This window comes from Paenibacillus sp. P4_A7 (assembly GCF_056402455.1).
Genome location: NZ_JBFUHJ010000055.1, coordinates 1 through 25,001 on the forward strand (window position 1 = coordinate 1; position 25,001 = coordinate 25,001).

23 protein-coding genes are annotated in these 25,001 nt (G+C 41.8%); 21 read left to right on the forward strand and 2 right to left on the reverse strand.

The features are described from left to right. The 9 genes from dnaB to AC1DWN_RS10520 all read left to right on the forward strand — a co-directional run. A partial coding sequence (gene dnaB / locus AC1DWN_RS10480) for a replicative DNA helicase (RefSeq protein ID WP_477558846.1) occupies window positions 1–1,197 on the forward strand: 1,197 nt, incomplete at its 5' end. A gap of 189 nt (window positions 1,198–1,386) precedes the next feature. Continuing rightward, on the forward strand, window positions 1,387–2,673 hold the full coding sequence (locus AC1DWN_RS10485; RefSeq protein ID WP_477558847.1) for an adenylosuccinate synthase: 1,287 nt from the start codon (window positions 1,387–1,389) through the stop codon (window positions 2,671–2,673). Window positions 2,674–2,829: 156 nt separating this feature from the next. Beyond that, on the forward strand, window positions 2,830–3,549 hold the full coding sequence (locus AC1DWN_RS10490) for a hypothetical protein (RefSeq protein ID WP_477558848.1): 720 nt from the start codon (window positions 2,830–2,832) through the stop codon (window positions 3,547–3,549). A gap of 140 nt (window positions 3,550–3,689) precedes the next feature. Further along, window positions 3,690–5,261 (forward strand): peptidoglycan DD-metalloendopeptidase family protein, encoded by a 1,572-nt coding sequence (locus AC1DWN_RS10495; RefSeq protein WP_477558849.1) that lies wholly within the window; start codon window positions 3,690–3,692, stop codon window positions 5,259–5,261. Window positions 5,262–5,449: 188 nt separating this feature from the next. Further along, window positions 5,450–6,193: a response regulator YycF gene (gene yycF, locus AC1DWN_RS10500; RefSeq protein ID WP_477558850.1), complete on the forward strand. Its 744-nt coding sequence runs from the start codon at window positions 5,450–5,452 to the stop codon at window positions 6,191–6,193. Window positions 6,194–6,195: 2 nt separating this feature from the next. Next, window positions 6,196–8,046 carry a cell wall metabolism sensor histidine kinase WalK gene (gene walK / locus AC1DWN_RS10505; protein WP_477558851.1) on the forward strand — a complete coding sequence of 617 codons (1,851 nt, stop codon included), beginning with the start codon at window positions 6,196–6,198 and terminating at the stop codon, window positions 8,044–8,046. Beyond that, window positions 8,043–9,557 (forward strand): two-component system activity regulator YycH, encoded by a 1,515-nt coding sequence (gene yycH / locus AC1DWN_RS10510; RefSeq protein ID WP_477558852.1) that lies wholly within the window; start codon window positions 8,043–8,045, stop codon window positions 9,555–9,557. Before walK ends, yycH begins: the two co-directional genes overlap by 4 nt. A 30-nt stretch (window positions 9,558–9,587) precedes the next feature. Further along, window positions 9,588–10,358 carry a two-component system regulatory protein YycI gene (gene yycI / locus AC1DWN_RS10515; RefSeq protein WP_477558853.1) on the forward strand — a complete coding sequence of 257 codons (771 nt, stop codon included), beginning with the start codon at window positions 9,588–9,590 and terminating at the stop codon, window positions 10,356–10,358. A gap of 33 nt (window positions 10,359–10,391) precedes the next feature. After that, window positions 10,392–11,198: an MBL fold metallo-hydrolase gene (locus AC1DWN_RS10520; protein ID WP_477558854.1), complete on the forward strand. Its 807-nt coding sequence runs from the start codon at window positions 10,392–10,394 to the stop codon at window positions 11,196–11,198. On the opposite strand, the gene AC1DWN_RS10525 is transcribed toward AC1DWN_RS10520, so the two are convergent. After that, window positions 11,167–11,388 (reverse strand): hypothetical protein, encoded by a 222-nt coding sequence (locus AC1DWN_RS10525; protein ID WP_477558855.1) that lies wholly within the window; start codon window positions 11,386–11,388, stop codon window positions 11,167–11,169. The genes AC1DWN_RS10520 and AC1DWN_RS10525 overlap by 32 nt on opposite strands. 137 nt (window positions 11,389–11,525) lie before the next feature. Here AC1DWN_RS10525 and AC1DWN_RS10530 point away from each other — a divergent pair, with 137 nt between their 5' ends. The 9 genes from AC1DWN_RS10530 (at window position 11,526) to AC1DWN_RS10570 (ending at window position 21,013) form a co-directional block, all read left to right on the forward strand. After that, entirely contained in the window at window positions 11,526–12,884 is a 1,359-nt protein-coding gene (locus tag AC1DWN_RS10530; RefSeq protein ID WP_477558856.1) for a S1C family serine protease, read from the forward strand. A gap of 367 nt (window positions 12,885–13,251) precedes the next feature. Next, the gene (locus AC1DWN_RS10535) at window positions 13,252–13,419 is read left to right on the forward strand and encodes a CxxH/CxxC protein (protein ID WP_477558857.1); all 168 of its coding nucleotides are present in this window, start codon (window positions 13,252–13,254) and stop codon (window positions 13,417–13,419) included. A 3-nt stretch (window positions 13,420–13,422) separates the two neighbouring features. Next, on the forward strand, window positions 13,423–13,902 hold the full coding sequence (gene rlmH / locus AC1DWN_RS10540) for a 23S rRNA (pseudouridine(1915)-N(3))-methyltransferase RlmH (RefSeq protein WP_477558858.1): 480 nt from the start codon (window positions 13,423–13,425) through the stop codon (window positions 13,900–13,902). Between the two features lie 106 nt (window positions 13,903–14,008). After that, window positions 14,009–14,446, forward strand: coding sequence for a hypothetical protein (locus AC1DWN_RS10545; RefSeq protein ID WP_477558859.1), 438 nt, complete (start codon window positions 14,009–14,011; stop codon window positions 14,444–14,446). Between the two features lie 583 nt (window positions 14,447–15,029). Continuing rightward, the gene (locus AC1DWN_RS10550; protein WP_477558860.1) at window positions 15,030–15,365 is read left to right on the forward strand and encodes a hypothetical protein; all 336 of its coding nucleotides are present in this window, start codon (window positions 15,030–15,032) and stop codon (window positions 15,363–15,365) included. Between the two features lie 299 nt (window positions 15,366–15,664). After that, entirely contained in the window at window positions 15,665–17,650 is a 1,986-nt protein-coding gene (locus AC1DWN_RS10555; RefSeq protein WP_477558861.1) for an ATP-binding protein, read from the forward strand. Window positions 17,651–18,034: 384 nt separating this feature from the next. Further along, on the forward strand, window positions 18,035–18,850 hold the full coding sequence (locus tag AC1DWN_RS10560; RefSeq protein WP_477558862.1) for a hypothetical protein: 816 nt from the start codon (window positions 18,035–18,037) through the stop codon (window positions 18,848–18,850). A gap of 215 nt (window positions 18,851–19,065) precedes the next feature. Further along, the gene (locus AC1DWN_RS10565) at window positions 19,066–19,845 is read left to right on the forward strand and encodes a hypothetical protein (RefSeq protein ID WP_477558863.1); all 780 of its coding nucleotides are present in this window, start codon (window positions 19,066–19,068) and stop codon (window positions 19,843–19,845) included. Window positions 19,846–20,623: 778 nt separating this feature from the next. After that, window positions 20,624–21,013 carry a hypothetical protein gene (locus tag AC1DWN_RS10570; protein WP_477558864.1) on the forward strand — a complete coding sequence of 130 codons (390 nt, stop codon included), beginning with the start codon at window positions 20,624–20,626 and terminating at the stop codon, window positions 21,011–21,013. A gap of 87 nt (window positions 21,014–21,100) precedes the next feature. On the opposite strand, the gene AC1DWN_RS10575 is transcribed toward AC1DWN_RS10570, so the two are convergent. Beyond that, window positions 21,101–21,289: a hypothetical protein gene (locus tag AC1DWN_RS10575; protein WP_477558865.1), complete on the reverse strand. Its 189-nt coding sequence runs from the start codon at window positions 21,287–21,289 to the stop codon at window positions 21,101–21,103. A 117-nt stretch (window positions 21,290–21,406) separates the two neighbouring features. Between AC1DWN_RS10575 and AC1DWN_RS10580 the strand changes: the two genes are divergently transcribed. The 3 genes from AC1DWN_RS10580 to AC1DWN_RS10590 all read left to right on the forward strand — a co-directional run. After that, entirely contained in the window at window positions 21,407–21,616 is a 210-nt protein-coding gene (locus AC1DWN_RS10580; protein ID WP_477558866.1) for a hypothetical protein, read from the forward strand. Window positions 21,617–21,785: 169 nt separating this feature from the next. Further along, window positions 21,786–23,699 (forward strand): P-loop NTPase fold protein, encoded by a 1,914-nt coding sequence (locus AC1DWN_RS10585; protein WP_477558867.1) that lies wholly within the window; start codon window positions 21,786–21,788, stop codon window positions 23,697–23,699. 578 nt (window positions 23,700–24,277) lie between these two features. Then, window positions 24,278–25,001, forward strand: a 724-nt coding sequence (locus AC1DWN_RS10590) for a hypothetical protein (RefSeq protein ID WP_477558868.1), incomplete at its 3' end; no start/stop codon positions are given.

Consider the following 25,001-nt stretch of genomic DNA (forward strand, 5'->3'; position numbering starts at 1 on the left):
ATGGTTGAGCTAGCTGAGAGCAACCAACCGGTTGACCTCGTTACATTGACCGCTCATTTGCAGGACCAACAGCTGCTTGAGGAAATTGGCGGCGTCAGCTATTTATCCAGACTGGCGAACGCGGTTCCTACAGCAGCAAATGTCGATTATTACTCGCAAATTGTAGAAGAGAAATCGATGCTTAGACGTCTAATTCGAACAGCGACGAACATTGTCTCCGATGGCTATGCCAACTCTGATGAAGTCGGTGTTTTGCTAAGTGATGCGGAGAAAAAAATTCTTGAAATATCGAATCGCCGTGCAGGCGGCGGCTTCGTCTCTATCCGGGACGTGCTGATGGAGGTGTTCGAGAAGGTTGAACAACTCTATTCCAATCAAGGCGGAACGACAGGCATTCCGTCTGGCTTTACAGATCTGGACAAAATGACGGCTGGCTTCCAGCGAAGCGATCTTATTATTGTGGCAGCAAGACCATCCGTAGGTAAGACGGCATTTGCCCTTAATATCGCTCAAAATGTTGGCGTTCGCGCACGTGAAACAGTAGCTATCTTCAGTCTGGAGATGTCAGCTGCTCAGCTGGTTCAGCGGATGATCTGTGCGGAGGCTAACGTTGACGCGCAGCGAATGCGGACCGGACATTTAGAGGGTGATGACTGGGAGAAGCTTACAATGGCGATAGGCTCCTTGTCAGAGGCGCAAATCTTCATCGATGATACGCCAGGTATTACCGTTGCGGAGATTCGTGCAAAATGTCGTCGTTTGAAGAAAGAACGCGGTTTAGGGATGATTCTGATTGATTACTTGCAATTGATCTCCGGTCGCGGCAAAGCGGGCGAGAATCGGCAGCAGGAAGTATCTGAAATTTCACGTACATTGAAGCATATTGCGCGTGAGCTTGAAGTGCCGGTTATTGCACTGTCACAGCTAAGCCGGGGTGTTGAGCAGCGGCAGGATAAGCGTCCGATGATGTCTGACCTTAGGGAATCGGGATCGATCGAGCAAGATGCTGATATCGTTTCTTTCCTTTATCGGGATGACTACTACGATAAAGAGTCAGAGAAGAAAAATATTATCGAGATTATTATTGCCAAACAGCGTAATGGTCCTGTTGGTACCGTAGAGCTGGTTTTCCTTAAACAGTACAATAAATTCGTAAGCATTGACCGAGCGCACCATGAACCGTCACATGCTTCGTGAATACCCGAACAATTGCATGGGTAACCGTGTAATTGTTCGTTTTTCGTTTGACTTCTTTAAGTCGGACTGCTAAACTAATAATGCTGTCTTTTGGCTAGTGGCGAGAGTCTTCATTTGGAGCTCAATTGATGCTGCTAAGGTAAGAGCAGTAATTTTCGGTGTTTATAAACACCGGACGGGGGTATGATTATGTCTACGGTAGTTGTTGTTGGTACGCAGTGGGGAGACGAAGGTAAAGGCAAAATCACTGATTACTTGGCAGAGGGAGCCGACGTCGTCGCTCGTTACCAAGGAGGTAACAATGCCGGGCACACCATTCTCATTGACAATAAAAAGTATAAATTGACCATGATTCCTTCAGGCATTTTTAATCATAATAAAACTTGTGTTATCGKCAACGGAATGGTTATTAATCCAGAGGCATTGATTGAGGAAATTAACTATATTCATGAAAATGGTTTTTCTACTGATAACTTAAAAATAAGTGATCGCGCTCATGTGATCATGCCATACCATCTTGTGCTTGACGCGCTTGAAGAAGATCGCAAAGGTGATAATAAAATTGGTACAACACGCAAAGGAATTGGTCCTTGCTACATGGACAAAGCTGCGCGTAATGGTATCCGTATTGCTGATCTGATGGACGCGGAAGAGTTTGAAGCAAGAGTACGCAGCGTTATGCTGGAAAAAAACCAATTGATTCAGCAGGTTTATGGCGGCGAGCCGCTAGATGTTGATCAAATCATTGGCGATTACCTTGGCTTTGCTGAAATCCTTCGTAATTATGTAACAGATACGTCTGTTGTGCTAAATAATGCAATCGATGCTGGACAAAAGGTTTTGTTCGAAGGCGCTCAAGGCGTTATGCTTGATATCGATCAAGGTACTTATCCGTATGTTACATCTTCCAACCCATCAGCTGGCGGTGTATGTATCGGTTCCGGCGTTGGTCCTTCGAAGATTCAACAGGTTATCGGCGTTGCTAAGGCTTACACAACTCGTGTAGGCGACGGCCCATTCCCTACAGAACAAGATAATGAAATTGGCCAGTTGATTCGTGATAAAGGTCATGAGTACGGCACTGTAACTGGTCGTCCGCGCCGTGTTGGCTGGTTTGACACAGTTGTTGTACGTCATGCGCGCCGCGTAAGCGGTATTACTGGCTTGTCACTCAACTCGCTTGATGTTCTTACAGGCATTGAAACAGTTAAAATCTGCACAGGCTACATGCTTAACGGTGAAGTGATTGATACTTACCCGGCAAGCCTGAAAAAAGTATCTGAGTGCGAAGCAATTTACGAAGAGTATCCAGGCTGGTCAGAGGACATTTCAGGTGCGAAAACACTTGAGGATTTGCCTGTGAACACGCTCAACTACTTGAACCGCATTTCCGAGCTTACAGGTATTCCGATTGCTATCTTCTCCGTAGGCCGTAATCGTGATCAGACTAATCCAGTTCGTCCAATATACGAATAGAACATATATAATAAGGGTGGCCATTCGGCCATCCTTTTTTTCATTTAAGAGAATGCCCTCCCCATTTGTTGACCATAATGATAGATAACAGATTATGGTAAACGCTGCTAATTTAGATTAATTGCTCTGCGGCGGGATGAGAGGGTTGATTGTTAGATGTTGAAAAAGATTGGGTGGCTTACAAAGCTAGTAGCGTCAGGTCTTATATTAAGCTTTTTGTCGATCTGGACGACAGGATATATTGTAACAAGCTATGTGGAGACGCTGCTCAAGCAGTTTAATCTACCGGTCGAGGTGCCACCAATGGCGATGTCTGGTGTATGGGGCAAGCTATGGGGAGCAGATCCATTACTGACAACAGATACCGCTGAGAAGAATGCTGCGAAAAATGCTGGAAATAAGACGAAAGAGGATCCATCCTCAGATAATGGAAGCGTGAGTCCAAAGGATGACGCAAATCAGTCGACAACTAATTCTGATGACCAAGGGGAAGATCCTTTGGCAGTGGATGCCTTTGGACAAGTAGAGGTGCCGCCGCTCACCGATATTGGAGTAGGCGGAGGAACGCAAGCGAACAGTAGCGGTGCTCCAAAGGAAGGAAATGTTCAGGAAGGAACAGCTGGCATTGATGGTACGGAAACCGCTATTACGACAGATAATTTGACCGATGTGAAAAACCAAATGAGCGATAAGGATAAAGAGCAATTGTTCGGACTAATAATGAACAAACTGCCTCAAGAATCGTTGCAAACGATATCTGAATATGTAGAAAATGGATTAACTGAGCAGGAGCTTACAGCTGTTCAACAGATTATGGCACAGCATCTCGACAAAGAAGAATATGAGAAAATGATGGAGATTCTGAAAAAATATTAATAATTTGAAGGTTACGTAAAGGTTGCCCCATTTGTTAAGCGTATGTTAAAGTATTAGGCGAGTGATCCGACAGGATCATTCGCCTTTTTTCATGAAGGAAAGAGGAAAAACTGCAGCATTAGCGCGAAAGGGAGACAATCATGACCGTTTTCAGGGACAAGGGTCGGATACAGAAGGTATGGAATCAAACGATTCAGTACTTTCGAAAAGACCGATCGCAACACTTGAATGGCAAGACACAGCAACAACCTGTAGAAAGTAAGACGATTACGCCGTTCTGGCGGAAAAAGTCGGTACAAATTAYAGGCGGGGCGCTCGTACTCCTCACAGTAGCCGGCTTTAGCGGAATCCAATATGTTCAAGCAAACACAGTCGGATTTTATAACGTATATATGAATGGAACAGCCGTTGGAACCGTAAACGATCCAGAGAAAGTAGAACAGCTGGTTCTACTTGAAAACGAGGAAGTCCAAAAAGCGAATCCCAATATCAACATGATACTCGATACAGGCACCATTACATACGAATTGGATAGTGCTTACAAAGCAGTACCTGAGACGGATGCTACATTAGACAAGCTAGAGAGCTTGTTTACGTCACACGCTGTTGGTGTTGAGCTGAAAGTAGAAGGCAAGCTTGTTGGAATCGTGAAGGACCAACAGACAGCAGATACTATATTGCAACGTGTACAAAGCAAATTTGCACCTGAGCTCGTAGCAGCACAGAAAAATGCAAAAGAGGTTAAGTCACTTTCATACTCATTAAGCAATGAAGAGGCGGCTCCTAAACAAAAATCAGCAAACAAAGCACCAGGACGCAAAGTCACAGATGTAGGCTTCGTGGAGAAGGTGGCAACGGACGTTGTTGACACAGATCCAACAAAGATTATGAAAGCGGAAGATATCTATAAGACACTTGTGAACGGAAGCATACAACCGACTAAGTATACGGTACAAGAAGGAGACTGCGTAGGCTGCATCGCGCAGAAGTTCGATATCTCACCCGAAGTCATTTACGAGAACAATAAATGGATTAAAGATGACAAGATAACGATTGGCGATGTACTTGATCTGACGGTTCTGCAGCCGGTGCTTACCGTAAAGACGGCTGAGAGCTTAGTTGAAGTGATTGATATTGAGCCGCAGGTTGAAGTGCAGAAAAATTCTGACATGCGCCTTGGCGAATCGAAGGTTATTAAGGAAGGGACGAAAGGCTCCCAACAAATGACCTACAAAATTACTAAGCAAAATGGTTATGTTGTTACCGAAGAGCTGGTATCCAAGGAAGTTATTAAGGAAGCTGTTCCGTCGATCGTAATGAAGGGTACTAAAGTCGTATTGGGCGAGGGCTCTGGTCGATTTGCTATGCCGGTATCCGGATCTAGACTTACAAGTAAGTTCGGCAAACGCTGGGGACGCATGCATAATGGTCTCGATCTTGTCGGGAACAAAGGCATCATGGCATCAGACACTGGCGTAGTAGAATTTGTCGGCACGAAGTCTGGTCTAGGCAAAACGATTATTATTAATCATAAAAATGGATATAAAACCGTCTATGGACACCTTAGCTCCTACAAGGTAAGTAAGGGAGATATCGTAGAAAAGGGCGATAATATCGGAATCATGGGCAATACAGGTAACTCAACGGGTACACATTTACATTTTGAAATTCACAAAAATGGCACTCTTCAAAATCCAGCGAAATATTTATAATTATACCAATATAGGAACAAGAGTACCCCTTATGCTGCGGCTGTGGGGGTGCTCTTTTTTTGTTTGGCGGTTTGCTTAAAAATAAAGGTAAATCCTTGCTGACATGAAGGAAGTTTCATTGTGAAGTACAGGTTAACGTGTGTTAAAATAGAAGCAATACAAAGGACAAGCGACGGGCGGGTGTGACGATGCACGGAAAAATTTTAGTGGTCGATGACGAACAGCCGATAGCAGATATACTTAAGTTTAATTTGGAGAAGGAAGGCCATCAGGTTATCTGTGCCTTTGACGGTGCGGAAGCGGTTCGACTAGCCTTCGAAGAAAAGCCGGATCTTATTTTGCTGGATTTGATGCTGCCGGTGAAGGACGGTATGGACGTGTGCCGAGAGGTGCGTACGAAGCTCCATATGCCGATTATTATGCTGACAGCCAAAGATACAGAAATTGATAAGGTGCTGGGACTGGAGCTGGGGGCGGATGATTATGTAACGAAGCCTTTTAGCACGCGTGAACTGCTGGCAAGGGTGAAGGCACATTTGCGTCGGCAGCAAAAGTCGGAAGCTAGCAGAGACGAAGACGGTGTGGCCGATACGGATGCTGCCTCAGAACCTCAGGGCTTCAAACTATTTAATTTGTTTATAGATACGGATATGTATGTGGTTTACAAAAGCGGTGAGCCGCTGGACTTGACGCATCGTGAATATGAGCTGGTTTATTATATGGCCCGCAACAGCGGGAAGGTTATGACTAGGGAACATTTATTGCAGGCGGTATGGGGCTTTGAATATTTTGGCGATGTACGGACTGTCGATGTGACAATTCGGAGACTGCGCGAGAAAATAGAAGATGATCCAAGTCGTCCCGAGTATATTATGACGCGGCGGGGACTCGGTTATATGATGCGCAACGCTAAGTCCGGAGGCTTCGGTTAAGGATGAAAGGCAGGAGCTTCTTTCGCACGATTCAAGTCAAGCTAGTTATTATATATCTACTGCTCATATTGGTAGCGATGCAGCTGATCGGAGTTTATTTCATTAGTACGGTCAAAAACTCCTTAATTGATAGCTTTACGAAAAATCTCATGGAGCAGGCTGATACTTTATCCAAATTCGCGGCGCAAAGTTTGGAAGCTAAGCCGGAAACCGAAGGAGATTCTTCGGAAAGCACTACGGAGTCTTTGAATCAGGTTGTCCGGAATCTGTTCAGCATAAGCGGTGCCGAGGTACAGGTGCTTGATTCTAATGGCAAGCTTGTGGCGACCTCTCTGCCAGGGCAGCAGTCGAATATCGGGAAGAAAAATAAATCACTGGCGGTTAGCCGCGCGCTGCAAAATATACCCGATAATGAAGAAGAAATTATCGATGATGATAATATTAGGAAAAAGATGATTGCCCAGCCGGTAACCCTCAACGAAAAGGTAGTCGGGGCTGTTTATGTAGTGGCATCGATGAATGATTTGTATGAGACGGTAGATCGAGTCAATCGAATTTTCTTCTCAGGGACATTGATTGCGCTTGGCTTAACAGGCGTGCTAGGCGTATTGCTGGCACATACCATTACGAGTCCCATTCAGGGATTAACGAGACAGGCTGAGGCTGTGGCAGAAGGCAAATTCGATTTACATGTTCCCGTGCTTGGTGATGATGAAATCGGAAGGTTAAGCATGGCCTTCAACGATATGACGATTCGATTAAAGGATGCGTTGTCGGTGAATGAGGAAGAGAACGAGAAGCTCGCTTCCATTCTATCGAATATGAGTGACGGTGTTGTTGCGGCGGACGAGCATGGCCAAATTATTGTTTGGAACAGCAGGGCGCTAGAACTACTCGACGTCGCCAAATGCGAAGGCTGTGACTTGTCTGAGCTACTGGGTCTTCCTAAGCAGCAGCTGTTAGAGCTTCAGCAGCAGGGACGCGGTCAGACGCTTCTGCTGTCGCGCCCAACGGATGAAGACGAGCCTGCTGATAATGATGAGGGTATTCTGAAGGTAACATTTACGCCGATTCATCGGCGGGACAAAGGGATTACGGGTACTATTGCCGTACTTCAGGATGCGACCGAGCAAGAGAAGCTCGAGCAGTCGCGTCGTCAATTCGTAGCAAATGTATCCCATGAGCTGCGGACGCCGCTGACAACCATTAAGAGCTATGCGGAAGCGCTCAATGATGGTGCGCTTGAGGAGCGGGAGCTGTCTGAACGGTTTGTTGGTGTTATTCGCAATGAAACAGAGCGGATGATTAGACTGGTTACCGATCTACTACATCTTTCACGACTGGATTCCAATCAAGCGCCGCTTAGAAGACGGCAAACCAATATACATGAAATGCTGGATGAGGTAGCAGACCGTTTTTCCTTCCAGCTCAGACAGAGGTCAATTAAAGCAGTGGTACGTGTGGAACAGGGGCTGGAGTATGCGTGGCTCGACCGTGATCAAATTGATCAGGTGCTGGATAATTTATTTTCCAATGCAATTAAATATACGCTTGATGGCGGATCGATAGAATTAGAGGCAAAGAAGCCGACAGAAGCAGCATTAGCGGCAATTAGTGTCAAGGATACGGGTATCGGTATTCCTAAGAGGGATTTATCACGTATTTTCGACCGATTCTATCGTGTTGACAAGGCTCGCTCGCGAAATATGGGTGGAACGGGACTCGGTCTATCCATTGCCCGGGAAATTGTGAAGGCGCACGGCGGTACGATTTCACTTCATTCAGAGCTGAATGAGGGTACAACAGTAACGTTTACACTCCCTCTATTGCAAGAAGGGGGTGAGTCGGCATGATGGAAAAGGCAAAGACATCTGCGCTTATAATACTTGTGGTTCTAAGTCTTCTTCAAAGCTATTTGCTCGCGTACAGCATGCCGGGACTCGGTGTAACGGTAAGAAGTGATCAGGATTATGTCAATACGGAGCCAATAGGCAAGCCGACTAGTGTGGAGAGCGTTATTTTTCCCGAGGAGTTAATCATTCACTTAGGAAACAACAAGCATACTGTTCTTTATCCGAATACACAGTTTTACGAGATGATCTTGAACCAACGTATCCAAGGTAGAGAGTTCAAAGGATTTCAGCGTAATCCGTCTGATCTGCTTGATTGGGAAAAGGTTCGTAAAAATGATATTGGGATCGAGCTTCGCTTTAACAACGGTATTCCGGTAGAGCTTTTGCAGAAGCTGCTTAAGCTAGAAGGAGACCTACTGTTCTTAAACGAGACGATAGATCGAATATGGATTTTTAAGACGACAGGAACTGAGGAAATTCGTACGTTCTTCTTTAGTGCTGATGGTCAGATGGTGTATGAGTCCGTAAGGGCCGATCTAACCGTGCGAGATGTTCAGGATTATGTGGGCTTCGGACAGTTCCAGCCGCAATATACAATGACATCAGACGGATTATACTTGCCGACTGCGCCTATACAGGCTACGGAAATGGTATTCCCTTACGAGGTATACTCACCAGACATGATGCAACGCAGCTTCTTCTTCGACCCAAGCACTACGAGGGCCTTTGAGGATCGCAGCGGTTCCCAAATCTTTACGGATGGCAAGCGGGGATTACAGGTGGAGCAGAACGGGATGTGGATCAGCTACACGGATTCGGCTGCATCCAAAAAAACTGAAAATCGGCTAAGCGATAATGTCTATGCTTCGGTTGATTTTATTAATCAGCATGGCGGATGGGATGGGGTACATCGATTCGTCAATCCGTTGCCGGTTGATCAAAGTAAGTATATCCATTTCAAGCAGTATATCGAGCAGCTGCCGGTAATTGAGAATACACCGTTTAAATACGGGTATATGCGTTTGACACTTCAGCAAGGCGTCATTACGGAGTATGCAAGGTCGTTAATTACACTTGGAGAGAATACAGAATCACGCTCGGTCAGATGGTTATCTGGTGGAGAAACGCTGCAAAAGCAGCTTCAAAGCTATGAAAGACGCAGTGAGGTAGTAGCGTTGTTCCCAGCGCTTCAGCCTTTGCCTATGGAAGGTAGTAAGATGCGCTTCATACCTGTATGGGCTGTAAGGCTTGAGGATGGGACGGAAGATGTGCTTGTTCAGGCATTTCCTAAAGGATATGTGCCGCCGAAGGAATTAGAAGTAGACAATGTGACCGGCTTCAATAAAGAAGAAGACGGTTCGGCAGAGAATAAGGCAGCTAAGCAGGACGATGCTGCTACAGGCAGCTTGCAGATGAAGTCAGAGCATAAAAAAGTTGAGCAAGAGGTGGGTACCATCTCGGCTATTGGTGTGAAGCAGCTTAGTTTGGGTAAGATCACTAGTATAAGATAATGAGAAGGACAAGGGCGGAGGTGAGAGCGTGTGGATTGGGGAAGAGCAAAGAGTGTGCTTATTATATCGTTCCTGCTGCTGAATATATTGCTCGGGTATCAGCTTTGGCTGGATATAAGAGAGCAGCTGAACGTTAATGTGAATTCAGCAGAGCTACCGCAGGATAAGCTAGTGCTGATGAAGCAAAAGCGAATATCGCTCACAGCCAATCTGCCGCTTGAAACACCGAAGCTTAGTGATATTACGTACGTGCTCCGTTCGAGCAATGAAGAGAATAAAGGGCCGGTGAAGCTAGACCAGCCGGTCGATAGCGCCATCATATTCACTAAGTCAGAGCTCGTAAAGACGCTCGGTCATGTTATTCCTGGTCTTGATCAATATGCATACGATTTGCTTATGGATCGAAATGGAGTGTTCGTCTTGTACCAGATGGTCGAGGGTCATCCGATGTTTGATGTAAAGCATGTGAAGCTGGAGTTGTACAATAGCAATCAGAAGATAACAGCGTTTCAACAGGACCGAATAGAAGTGTTAGGAACGGGTGAGGCAAAGCAGGTTTTGCCAGCTGCCAAAATTGTCACTAGTCTAATTGAAACGTATTTACCGGATGGATCGGTTATAAGCAATATTCAATTAGGTTATCATGGTCAAATTTTTGACTCAGAGAAGCAGGCAGCGGCTCCCTACTGGCGTGTGATGCTAGAGGATGGAAAGATGTATTATGTCCATGCGATAAGCGGAGAAGTAGCAACCGATGAAGAGCAAGAGCAAGGGGATGCAGCGGCGAACGTTTTACGTTAACGGGAGCAGGAGAAGGGACAGGAAAAAGTAGCTATGGGACTGCGATTTACGGTACTGGGAAGTGGATCGACGGGTAATGCGACAATTATACAAGGCAACGATAAGACGGTGCTTGTAGATGCGGGTATGAGTATGAAGAAGCTGGACGAGCTTATGCGTGAGCGGGGAGTAGCGGGCCATGAATTGGACGCGCTGCTCGTCACGCATGAGCATTCCGATCATATTAAAGGATTAGGCGCTTTCGCACGCAAGTATGAGCTGTCGATATTCGCGAATAAGTCCACTTGGGACGCGATGGAGCGGCATGTCGGCAAAATACCCGCAGAGAAGCGGGTGTATATAGAAACCGGTGAAGAGCTGTCATTTGGATCCATGCAAGTACAGTCGTATCCGATCTCGCATGATGCGGCAGAGCCGGTTGGTTATTGTTTTGAGGAAAATGGTGAGAAGCTGAGTCTGGCCACAGACCTTGGCTATGTAAGTGAAAAGGTTAAGCGTCACATTATAGATTCGGACGTGCTTGTACTAGAATCGAATCATGATACCGAGATGCTGCGAATGGGTCGATACCCTTGGAACACTAAGCGAAGAATTCTGAGCGATGTAGGTCATTTATCTAATGTAGCGGCTGGTGAAGCGTTGCTAGAGCTCATGACAGATCGAACCAAACGTGTATATTTGGCTCATTTGAGCCTTGACCATAACATGATGGACTTAGCAATGCTAACTGTGAATAGTATATTAGAGGATAACGGAATCTTCTTTAAGAAAAATGAAAATCCGCTGCGTGCAACATATCACGACAAACCTACGTCATGGGATGAAGTGAAGCGGAAATAAGTGATTCTAACTGAGCGTCGAGCGCATCAGATTTAGCACTCAATTCTTCTCTGGTCATTAACCCTTTTTCTATGAACAACTCTAGCATAGCGCTTAATGTCAGAACGGTTCGATAGTGATCATCCTTTAAATCAGCGAGCTTCGCAGCAAGCTGCACATGCTCCCAAGAAACAGGTGTTTTGGTCTTCATAATCACATTTCTCCTTTGATGAAAATATTTTTATGGTTTGGTAATTGAATCTATTATTATTTTAGTCATATATTCCGAAAACATTCCTAGATCGAAAAAATAGTTTTGAGTCCTTTATATTGAGAGGGGTGATAGTGATGGGTTTGTTCGATGATGATTTTTATTCGACAAAGGTGTCTCGGCGCGCTGCTAAGCAAAAACGACGGGATGACTTTTCTTCTTCTTCCTATAAAAGTGGAGGGCGTAAATGGTCTAATGTCCGCATTGCTTTTGTGTCTTCATTTTCTAGTGCGATCATTGCAACGCTACTGTTCGGGGTGTTTTTTGGCGGCGGTGATGGTGGTAGTAGAGGTTCAAAAGGCTCCGTGCCGGTGGCAGGTGTTAATCAGAATTTAGATCCCTCGGAACGAACCATTACAGCCTCGGCTAAAGTAAGGCCGGCTGTCGTCAGCATTATTAATGAGCAGCTGTACTCGCTCGGCTTAGGTGATGGCAAAGCGGAGGGTGCTGAGGAAGAAGGCGTTCTGCGTGAAGCGGGCGCAGGTTCAGGCGTCATTATTGCTAAGAAGGACGGCAAAGCTATCATTATTACGAATTACCACGTTGTAGCTGAAGCACAATCGGTGAAAGCCATACTTATAAATGGCGAGAAGCGGGATGCTCGAGTCGTAGGTTCGGATCAAATAACTGATCTTGCCGTGCTTGAAATAGATGCCAAGGGTATTGAGGTTGTCGCTGAAATTGGTGATTCGTCGGCTCTTCGCGCAGCTGAGTTTGTTATGGCGATCGGAAATCCTTTGGGGCTTGGAGAGTCGACTACAATGGGCGTTGTAAGTAGAACGCAGGAAATTGTGCCGGTATCATTAAATCAAAATGGCGTATTCGACTGGGAGCAAGAGGTTATTCGAGTTGATGCGGCTATTAACCAAGGAAATAGCGGGGGTCCGCTAATCGATTTGAACGGACGCGTTGTCGGTATTAACAGTATGAAAATTTCGGACTATGGTGTCGAGAGTATAGGCTTTGCCATTCCGATTAATAATGCGATGCCAATCGTTGAGAAGATCATTAAATACGGATACGTGCCGCGTCCTTATCTAGGTGTCTACACGATGGATTTGGAACAATATTGGGGCCAGCAGGATCTAGAGGAATCACTCGGAGAAATGGGTGAAGAAGTGGTACCTGGTGAAGAGTCTGGCGATACTTCGGATAAAGAATCAGATGGTGCTCCTGCTGATGGGCTTAAGCTGCCTGATGAAGTCTATGATGGGGTCATCGTGCTGGAGGCTTCAGGRCCAGCCGAAGATGCAGGGCTTCAGTTTAACGATGTTATCGTTCAGTTTGATAAGCAAGCAATCGGCAGTACGATGGAGCTTCGTAAATATTTGTACGACAAGAAGAAAATTGGCGACGAGATTGAAGTAAGCTTTTACCGCGATGGGGAATTGAAGGTTACGAAGTTGAAGCTTGCTGATAAGGAACCAGAAGAGTAAGAGGTTAGAGCTGGGTTTTGGGTTTGAGGGATGCTGCAGGATGCGAATGGGAGACCGTTTGTGTGCTGTGGCTTTTTTTTGTGCGGGGGGAGGGGAAGAAGGGTAGAAGTAATTAAGAAACGAAGAAATGAAGTAACGATAGAAGTAAGGATAGCGGTAATCATACAGGTAAGGATACGGGTTTTATGTTCTTTGCTCCACTATCCCTTTAGCTCAGGAAGAATATTTGTCGGATATTCGAAGTGTGTCGAATAGTTGGATCGGTTTTCGAGAGGAATTGTGTCCTTCACATTAGGAGGCCTTTTCTGATATGCTAGGAGTAGACGTTAAAGACAACCATCAACTAGGGATAGGAAGCGAATAAACGATGTATTGTGTATGTAAAGAGCATATTGAGCGGGCATTGGACCGATTTGTAGATGAATATGAAGACGCACCGGATGTAGTGGATTTGAAGGAAACACATTTTGCTGACTGGGATCCACCGCGGAAATGCGATTTATGCGAAGAGCCAGCCACGTTTTTGGTGGTATAGCGCATGCATATACAGATAGCGGCCGTAGGGAAGCTGAAGGAAAAGTATTTGGTGCTTGGCATAGCGGAATATGCCAAGCGTTTAGGCCCTTTCGTRAAGCTCACGCTCACGGAAGTGGCCGATGAGAAGGCGCCGGAGACGATGAGTCCGGCGGAGGAAGCAATTGTGCGCGAGCGAGAGGGCGAGAGGCTTCTGGCGCAGCTGAAGCCTGAAGCGCACGTAGTCGCGCTTGCACTTGATGGCGAGCTCTGGTCAAGCGAGGATCTCGCGACCCAGCTCGATAAGTTAGCCACGTATGGGCGAAGCCACGTGGCTTTTGTTATTGGCGGGAGCACGGGTCTGGCTCCTGCTGTCTTGAAGCGCGCGCAGCAGAAGCTCAGCTTCGGGCGCATGACTCTGCCGCACCAGCTTATGCGGCTGGTGCTGGTGGAGCAGGTTTATCGCGCGGTGAAGATTAATCGGGGGGAACCTTACCATAAGTAGGGCGAAATTCCTTATATATCTATGAATTATGATATAATTGGAAGAGTGCTGTAATTACTACTAGTATTCTAATCTGGCTTATTCTTTATTAGAGAGGGGATTCAAGATGGAAGAAGCTAATGTGGAGGTTCGTAACATGTATACAGGCCCAGGTGGTGGCGCATACACCGGACCCAGTGGTGGACTGTATACGGGACCTGGAGGTGGAGCCTATACCGGACCAGGCGGAGGAATGTATACGGGCCCGGGGGGTGGCGCATACACCGGTCCAGGTGGTGGACTGTATACGGGACCTGGAGGTGGGGCTTATACCGGTCCAGGTGGTGGGTTGTACACAGGACCTGGAGGTGGACTATACACGGGCCCAGGTGGTGGGCTATACACCGGTCCGGGCGGAGGTATGTATACTGGTCCTGACTCAAACCCATATAGAGCTATTCACCCACCGTGGCCTTTATTTGCCGTTGAGCTTCGAAGAATGAGGATGATTTCCCAAGCTGAAATGATTGAGAGAGCATTAAGAAGCATTGGTTGGAGGGGTTAGCCCAGTTTGAAATGGGCTTAGGATCTATATATAAAATTCTCCATTCGCATAGATAAGTATTAACAGTTGATGTAACAAAGGGGCTTTTCCTGACAAAGGAAAAGCCTCTTTTTGCTATTGGTTCAGTAGAAGTGGCTACGTTTAAAAAACGCTTCTCGGTCTCTTCGTTGAAGGCGAGCTCGATGCTGCCGACGCGTTTCCTGTCGTCCAGCGAGATCCTCTTCACGATCAGGTGTAACAGGGTCTTGCGCTGCGTGAACGGCGAGCGGCAGAGCAAGGTACCGAAACAGCTCCCCAGGGAGCGCACGAGCTCGTAGGAGGTTCATTGGAGCTGGAATTTACGCTATTTATTATGTTGGTAATTATCCGTTGTACTCCTATATTACGGGGATAAACATAGATCAGTAGTATAGTCCCATCTATGTCGGAAAGGCTGTATCGGCTGATAGATTCGATAAACACATGTATACCACAGGTTTCCGAGGGCTTTAACTACTCTGGCACTTATCATCTGAATTTTTAGKTAGGAAAATATACCCATATATAGTACGATGAATAGGAGAACAGCACAGCGGGGGACGACATGAAAGAGATTATTTGGTTTTTAGTAGTTGTTGTACTACTTGGGGTAATTGCCGATCTTCTGCAGCCTACGAAAAAGAGGAAAGGCAAAAGGAAGAGGACAACGGCAGGTAGTAGAAAGAAGCCGAATCCTTCAGCCAAAGCCTTCAATCGGAGCTCTAAGACATGCAGACCAGATGAAGTGATACTAGTGACGACCCTTGATGATCTCAAAGTAGTAGTGTTCGATAGACAGCTTACTTTGTATTTCCGGTATCAAGGCTATAAGTCCATGAGGACGGTGTTGCCGGAAATGATGGTGAATTGGATCAAGTTATATCGGACAAGCGCAGGGTAGGAAAGACAGCAGTTCAGGTGAAGTGCTACGCAGATACAGTATGGATTTTGTACAGACTATTCGTTAATAGTAGCGGCTAAGAGGAATTGTATGTCGATGTTGCTTGTGACTGACTAGTTCTGCCGAAAAGGATACTGAGCAATTTCACATGGAGAATTGGGATGGTGGGGTTGTTTAGGAGAAGTTGCGAAAGTGGACCCCAGAAAGAAAACGTACTTTTAAGTTGTAGGGGAGGATATTTGCACTCTAGACATAACCTTTTAAAAATTATTTTAAATTAAAGAATTGGAGATGCTTCTATGGAAATTCCTTATGTAAATATAGATGATCTACTTAATACACGAGCGATAGAGCAAAACAGAATTGAATATAAAGCAACGTGGTCTGAACCAATAAAATTAGCGGTTGTAAAGACGGTTTGTGCATTCGCCAATGATATTCTTAATTTAAATGGTGGGTATATAATTATAGGGGTTGAAACTGACAACGATACAGGGAAGCCTAAATTACCTCCAAGAGGCCTTAATGGATTAAACTTAGATAAAATTCAACAAGAAATTCGAGTTGCTTGTAAGCAAATTGATCCAGATTATCAGCCATTAATTGTACCTGTGACGTATAGAGAAACTGATCTTATTTTAATTTGGGTTCCTGGGGGTGATAATAGGCCATACACTGCTCCTAACGAACGTAATACAAAAGAAAGAGTTCATTATGTTAGACATGCATCAGATTCAGTAGTTGCAAAAGGGGATATACTCCGTCAATTGGTGGAACTGACGGCCAAAACACCTTATGATGATAGGAGAAGATTAGATGCAACGTTATATGATTTGAGTCCAATGCTCGTAAAAAGATATCTTTCGGAAGTTAAAAGTGAGCTAATGAACTTAGAACCTATACCTTCAGATGAAGACTTATATAAGTCGCTTAGAATTGTTAGTCCAGTACATAATGGACTAGTTCCGAAAAACTGTGGACTCATGTTTTTTACAGAACAGCCTAACAAATACTTTGAAGGATGTTTATTTGAGGTAGTTCAGTTTAGAGATGACACTGGCAGTTTAATTGAAGAAAAGCGATTCACTGGACCTATAAATACACAAATTGAAAGTGTCCTAAGGTATATGGAGGATTTAACTAATACGCAATTACAAAAGGTTGCTGGGAAAGCAAAAGTAGAAAGATGTGTAGCATATCCATATGAAGCTTTAGAAGAAGCAATTGTAAATGCGGCGTATCATCGAAGCTACGAAAACTCATCAGACCCAAACAAAATTTATTTGTATCCTGATAGAATAGAAATCATTAGCTATCCAGGGCCTGTTCCTGGCTTAAAACCAGAACATGTTGAAAGTGGTGCGCCAATACCACCATTTCCATATAGAAATAGGCGTATAGGGGATTTTTTAAAGGAGCTTAGGTTAGCTGAGATGAGAGGAACCGGAATTCCTACGATTAGAAGAAAAATGGAAGAGAACGGATCACCACAACCAAAAATTGACTTTGCTGAAGAATACTTTAGAGTTACTCTTCCGGCTCACCCGAAATACCTTGTTATTCACTCGCTTAGGGAAAGTTCCTACCTTTGGTCTATAGGGGAGCGAAAAGAAGCTGTTACAATTCTAGAAAAAGCCTACTTAAGTAATTCAAATTCTGGGGCGGTAGTTGGACAGTTGTTGGAATTTTATCATCAATTTCAATATCAAGAGGATAAGGCGGAGAAGTTATTTGATCAGTTCCATTCGGCATCATTGAGGGAGGAAGTTTTACAGCCATATCTAAGATATTATAAAATTCTCTTAACTGCCGGAAGAATAGAAGCTGCCAAAAAAGTTTTTCTAAAGACTCCAGAAGAAAATTATGAAGAGGATTATTTAGAAGTGGCATTAGCATTTAAAAAACTAAAAATTTACGATAGAGCACACACTATTTACAATAAAATCTATTCATACCATAGTAGTAAAGCAGAGTTTTTACATGATTTTGCAGGTGTGAAAATATCAATAGCTAACGATATTCATAAAATGGAAAAGAAGAATTGGGCAACAATCAGACGTTTGCGTGAAGACGCAATGGATTTACTAAAAAGGGCAATCGTGTTGTTTGAAGGAAATGATAGACAAAAAGCCTGGTGCTGGTTTGATTTGGCTAGAACTTTACAAATATCAAAAGCGAGTACAAAAACTGTTGAGGATGCTTATCTTAATGCTATGCAGTTATGGTCAGAGAATACATTTAAAATTTCATATAATAAATGGAAATCAAGCTCAAAAAGTAGCTAGTAGTTGATAAGGTACTAATTAGCTAATTAATAGTATTGATTAATGCCAACTCTTAAACATTCTAATTATTATACTTAGGAGAATAGTGGTATGCACATGATAAGGTGAACCTTATCATAAGTGACGGCTAAAAATTAGGTGTTGGCGAGGGATAAAGAAGCTGTTTGAGTAGTGGAGAAGAGTGTTATAGAGATATGTTTGTTTATCCCTCTAGAGATAGGCTCTAGGGGGATTTTTGTACGACCAGATACGACAATGTTTTCCATATTCGTGGTATGATTGTGGAAAGGTAGGGAGGGTTTGCTAAACCGTATATTATGGATTATTAAGCGGGCTTCTTAAATAAGACGTTAGTCGAAATTAATTGTAGGAGGCTGATTTGTAATGATGCATGTAATAGAGTTCATAAAAACAGCATTTCCAAATTCAACTGAGGCATTTATTTACATCGCTTTAATTCTATTTACACTTTGGATGTACAAAGAAACTAGAAACAGCTACCTTGAGAATACAAAACTCAACCAGCAAAGAACCGATAAGGCATTAGATTGCTATTCCGAACTTGAGCTAGAGGTATATAAATATTTGAGTAATAACTTGGATTTCTTTAATGTTGCGGAAAAGATGGCTAAAGCATCTTCAATTATGCCATATGAGTTATTAAAAGAATGTTCTAACTGTAAGAAAGAAAATGATAATGAAAGAAGAAAGGAACTCATTAAAGAGTTCCAAATCAAACTAAACAATGAAATTGTCAGCTTAAAATTGAATCAAACTGATCCTATTACTTTTAAATATGATAATAGTGTAGAGTTCATTGAAAATTATCTTAAGACTAAGATTGCCCCATTCGTTTATCCTTTAATACAAACGTTCTACAATTTGATTCTAATGTTAGTTGCCATTTATTTTATTGCTTATTTATCAAATGAGTCATCAAATACGCAAAAAACTTTATATATCTCATTGTTGTTTGCAGTTGTAATTTATGCTGCTATTATGAATCTTATTGTAAGCATGGTAATACTGAAAAAGCGGTTCAATCATTCCTTTTTAAATTGGCTCTTATTTTCGATTTTTGTTTTATCACCAATATCTTTTTTCATTGGACCTTGGTATAGGGGAATCGCAATAATAATACTGATGATTATATACGTCATCTATGCTGCCAAGAAAAGCATTAAGGAATCTGGACAATAGACTTACAAAGTCGGAAGCACCACATAACATGATATTCATGCATTGGGCATACGCCCTCGGGCCCGGCAGAGGGATTCGGGGAATCAGAAGCAGCCCGTCAGCCTCTCCGAGCCTAAGTCTAGCGACCCGTTCGCTGTCGCTCACTTAAGGCTCTCGGGTTCGGAAATGCACGAACGTTATGCGAAAGCTCGAAGTAATTTAAGGAGTGAGTTATTTTGTTTCCAATTGAAATTAATGGAAGATACAAAACGCTTGTCAAGGTCATAAACAGAACTGTTGTATTAATTTCAATATCGGTAAGTTTTTTTACCCTACCCACTATTTGGAGTGTCTCAATAGCTATTATGATAGCAGCAATAGGCATTTCAGTCGAGAAAGTAGTGTTCGTCTATGGAGTTGTTCATATTAATCCAATGCCTCAGAGACTAAGGGACAATCAACATGTTTCCATCGGATACGGCTATCTAGACGATGAAATGAAGAGACCGTTTACTTACCTGGTGTTTAATACCAAGATTGAAGCTGAAGAGAGCTACGACTACTTTAAAGCAATATCAATGGGGAGCCTAATTGATGATGATAACAACCTTATTTTAAGTTTTGTTTTTGAAGATGAGAAGAGGTATACCTTTTATTTATATCCAGCACCACATAGAGTGGCTGCACACAGTTCAAAGAGGAATGTTGAAGCGACCTTGGATAAAGGGGAGAAAGTACACCTTAAAGTAGTTTCCTTTATTAAGTTTTTCCCCGCTACATTTACTGGACGGGGAAAATTAAAAGATATTTTGATGAAATTTAACGAGCAAGTACCAATCGAGTTTAATACTGCTTATTTGAAAAACGGAGAGATTGTTACTGCAAAAAAGCGAGCAATAAAGAAATATCATCTTAGAATTAATGATAGATCTGATTTGGATGTAAAGTCGGACGTGGAAACAAGGTTTGGTTGGTACGACCCTTTACAACAACGCAATAAGGGAATAAGTAATTAGTGCAACCATTTATATATATCTGTGAATCTTCACATAACACCGCATTCACGCATCAGGCCATTCGACCCTCGGTCCGGTAGGCCAATTCTGCGAGACTAAGTCTAGCGGCCCGTTCGCTGTCGCTCACTTAAGGCTCTAGGGTTCGGAAATGCACGAACGTTATGCAAAATTAACGCAAAGAACAAATAATAATTCAGGGGGGATTCAATGATGATTGAATACATTGGTGAAGAAGAAGATTATTCTTCAGTTGTAATAAATTGAACTGAATTTGAAATTGAAGATGATGAATATAAGTTTGTTATTCCAAAATCCATTTTAAATGGAATAAGAATAGACGAACTTCACCCACTATATAGAATAGAAATATGCGAGAAGCTACAAGACGATACAATATTTCTTGATACTATCCCATACACAATCAGTCGTAAATTAGTGAATAATATGGCCATTGTTGAGTTTGAGGACTCCGGGAGACGAAAGTATTGGGACGGTCCGATTGGATTTAGATTATATATGGAAACTAAAAGGGATATCGTTATCGAAAGACAGAAGGAAGTAGGAGATATCAAATTTGAAACTTATGAAGATGATGGAGATTATATATTCCTAAGATATTCTATGCAAGTAGAATGTGAGTTAACAAACGGTTATTCAGCAAGCGGAGCATATTATTAAAGAAATTGAGGGCGCGGCTGATATTACGCTTAACTCACCATTTAAAGAAATTGAGCAAGCTAATAATGAAGCTGAGTTCACGGTATCAATACTAATCCCATTGGTACGAAAATTAGGATTTTCAAATGTACGTTATAATCATGGAAGGAAAGAGTATGGAAAAGATATTGTATTTACTCGAAGAACTGAATTCGATGAATATGAGTATTGGGGGGCACAAGTAAAATTTGGTGATGTTTCAGGTGGTGTAAGATCTGATATTGATGAATTAATAGGACAAGCTGTTGATGCATACAGAATGCCTTTTTATGATGTGTATACTCGATCAAAACAGCGAATTTCCAAATTAATAATAGCTATCTCGGGAAGATATAAAGAAAATGCAATTGAAAAAATAGTAGAAGGAATAGAAAGTCATGCTTTAAGAAATAATCTTGTATTTATAGATGGTGAGAAGGTTAGTTCTCTAATTGAAAGATATAGGAGATAGCATAATTGAAGATAGTCGCAACGGTGTATAACACTGCATTCACGCTTCGGGCCGGGCCTGATGGCCTGGGTTTGTAGCGAGTGGATATTAACTATCCTTTTCATGTAGGCGGCGTTCATCCTCAACCCAGTCCTTACCCCATCCAGTTTCTCCACAAGTTGTGCAAACATAGTCGCCAGTCTTTCCACGATGACTGGTTTCACTGACCACATGGGGGTGACTGCAAGGTTTGTTGCCCCATTTTTTGCGCAGTGCAGCTACTTCGTTGATATCCATAATGTCGCTCCTTTATCCAGCTTCTTACTACAATTATACACCAGATGCTTGGATAGAGCATGGATCATTCTGTTCCACAAGATATGAACTCATTGAGAATTCTAAGGAGTATAAATCATGACTATGCCAACAAAAGCCCAGATTTTTGAACATTGGATGGACTGGTTGGATAAGAGGGGGATTGACTGGGGAGAGCCATGTTGTTGGGCTTGCAAACGCGATTTCAATGCTAAGTATGATCTGAACAAGCCCAGTGCTACACCTGAAGATATAATAAATAATTGGGACTGGGCACCTCTTCAACGTTGCCCTATATTCGCTATTTGAGTGTTACGGTGAACAGTATCATAAGTAACGGCGAAAAAATGGGGAACGACTAGGATGTTCTGTATGGGGCCTGAGGAGGTCGTTTTATTCATGGATGAAGTTCCTTCAGCTAACACTGATATACTTAGTTGATTACAGTAATTTAAAAAAGTATGTAGAGGGGTGCCGGATGGAATATTTAGAAAAGGCGATAAATGATTACTTGGAAATCAAGGAAACCACATACGCCTTGTTAATTGACGGGAGTTGGGGTGCAGGGAAGACGTTTTTTGTTAAAAATAAGTTAATGCGTAATATAGAAGTCAAAAAGTATGATCCTTTACATGATATACGTATTTCCAAAAAGAATGAATCAATAATTTATAAACCGATCTATGTTTCTTTGTTTGGATTAGACTCAATTTCAGATTTAGAAAAAGAAATATTTCTGGCAGTAAAGCCAATTTTGGGGAAAAACAAAAATYCTATTATCGCAGGCACGCAGGTTGGAAATTTAGTACTTAATGCAACAGCGTTGTTTGGATATCGAACAGGTACTAAAAACATTGACCTTCAACCATTCATCAAAGCTTGGATGGGCATTAAGAGTGAAATGCTTCTAATTTTCGATGATTTAGAAAGATGCAAAATAAATTATGTGGAGCTCTTTGGATTTATCAATAAATTCATCGAACAAGATAAGATAAAAACTATATTCATTGCAGATGAAAAACAAATAACTTATAAAGCAGATGAGCAAGGAAAGACTAATAATATAGAGGGGGATGAAGTAAAGGATATAAGAGCACAGGAATATAAACGATTTAAGGAAAAGGTTATTGGTAAAACCTTTGATTTTTCTCCTATTGAGGAAATAAGTACTTTATCGTTAATTGAAGTATACCGCCTTCAGGAAAGTTACTATCGCTTTTTATCTTCTCACAAGAAGTTAATCACAAATGTTTTCAGAATGACTAAACATAAGAATCTAAGATCGCTCAACCAGGCTTTATCTGATTTTCTTTTTATTTATCAACAATTGACTAAGTTAGGACAAAAAGATGTAGAATATGTTGCTAAAAAACTTCTAATATACACAATCGCCTTTACAGCGGAAATCAAATCCGGAAAATTTTCTAAAGAACAACTTTTATCAATGAAAACAGTCAAAATCACATTAGAACAAATTAGATTATGTAAAAGAAAAAGTTTAAAAAGGAATCAGGATCAAGAAGTAATATTTTCTGAAATATTTATATCCAAATATTATGACGAAACATCAATTTCACTTATTGGGTATGCTTCAATTACAGAATATCTAATTACGGGTTATTTTAATGAAGTTGAATTTGCTACTGAAACAAAATTAACCGAGACCTTAGAAAAGTCACCAGAAGTAAAGCTATTTGAAAAATACTACGAAATGAATCAGTGCGAATTTGAAGAATGCTCTCGACTCACACTTCAGCGTATTAGAGCAGGAAAAGTAGGAGTAAATAATTTTTCTCAGTTTTATAGTCTTTTTGAACATTTTATCGATGAATATTTAATAAACGAAACCAAAACGGAGTTACAAATTATATTTCAAGAAGGTATGATTAACAATTTAATCCCGCCTGACAGTTCCGATGATCTAAGAAGCACATTTATTATTGAGCCGGAACACATTGAGAATTTCCAACAGTATATGACGGAACAGATATGGAACATTGATCGCAAAATAAATGCAGTTTGGTGGAAAAATCAAATTAATGAAGCAATTATAACAGTTGCCTCTAGTCCTGATAAATTGATAGGGTTAATAGAAGGGCGTATCCAAACCGCTGAATTTTTTGAATATATAAGCGCTGAGGAATTTGTGCATGCGATAAGAAACATTAAAGAGAATAGTAAGTTAATTGCTTTAAGAAATGCAATTAAGAATCGATCGGATATTATTAATATGAGTAATAGGAAAGACAAATCGATAGTTTATGAGAGCATGGGAGAACAGCTTCAGAAAATGATTCAGAAGGAGCAGTTACAGCCCCTTCGTAAATATAATCTAAAAATTATGCTTAACTCTATTGGAGAGATTGAACAAGATTTAAAGAGGAGTGAATAGAACAGGATTTTGTTTCTCCGGAATTTTGATGATGAGTAAAGAGTTGGCCACGGCCAGCTCTATTTATTTTTCGCCGATAGACCCGTTAAGCTGAACCTTATCATAAATAGGGCGAATTTTGAAAAATCAGCTCATCTTTCCGATGAGAAAACCAAAAGGAGCGACTTAAATTGCAACCAGACTAGTTAAAAGAATTTTGGATAAACTAGATCCTCTTACAGAATTTGTACCTAAAGGACGAAGGGTATTAAAAAATGCGGGTTTTATGAATACAGAACAATTGCTATCATCATTAAATAAACTTAATAAACTAGAAGAAGATGCTATAAAAGAAGAGTAATCAAGACCTTTGTGACGGAAGCGACATTTTATTGGCAGTCTGGTATTCCTATAAAATGGTTATAGTATGTTAGAAATTAGCGGATTGTTAAAAATATAAAAAGTAAAAAGATCAGGAACAGGTGAAAACACTTGTTCCTTTTTGAATTAAAAGGAAATTTGAGGTAAATGTCGAATATTCAGTTAAGGTCTTCCATTTTAATTGATAATTGAACAAATGATAATTAGGGGGAAGGATTTTGCAGAAGGTTAGTATAAAAATTGAAAATTGTTATGGAATAAACAGTTTTGAAAGCCATTTCGATTTTACTGATCAACAATCTACTCACATAATTTATGCACCAAATGGAGTAATGAAAACATCATTTGCAAATGTATTCGATGATTATAGTAAAGATTTAGAGTCTAAGGATCTGATATACAGAGAGCGGGTTTCTAACCGTAAAATTACAGATGCTAGCGAAAATAATATTAATCGTGAGTCTATTTTTGTTATACGACCATTAGAATCTTCTTATAAGTCGGATAAAATGTCAACTTTATTAGTAAGGGAAGAATTACGAAAAAAGTATGCTGAAATACATGAGAAAATAGATATAGAAAAAGAGAAGCTGATAAAAGAGTTGAAAAAAGCATCGGGTATCAAGAATGGTATAGAGGAAGAAATATTAGCTTCTTTTAATGGTACGAATCTACTGAATGTTTTTGAGCAGTTATTTTCGACCATACAGGACGGAGCACCAGTTACTTATAATCAGATTGTTTACAAGAAGATATTTGATGAAAAGGTAATAGCTTTTCTTGAAACAGGCGATTTTCGCAAACAAATTCAAAAATATATTGAGAAATACAATGAGTTAGTTAGTAACTCTACTTTTTTAAAAAGGGAATTTAATCATTATCATGCAGCAACCGTTCATAAAAACTTAAATGAAAATGGTTTTTTCAGAGCGGAGCATACTA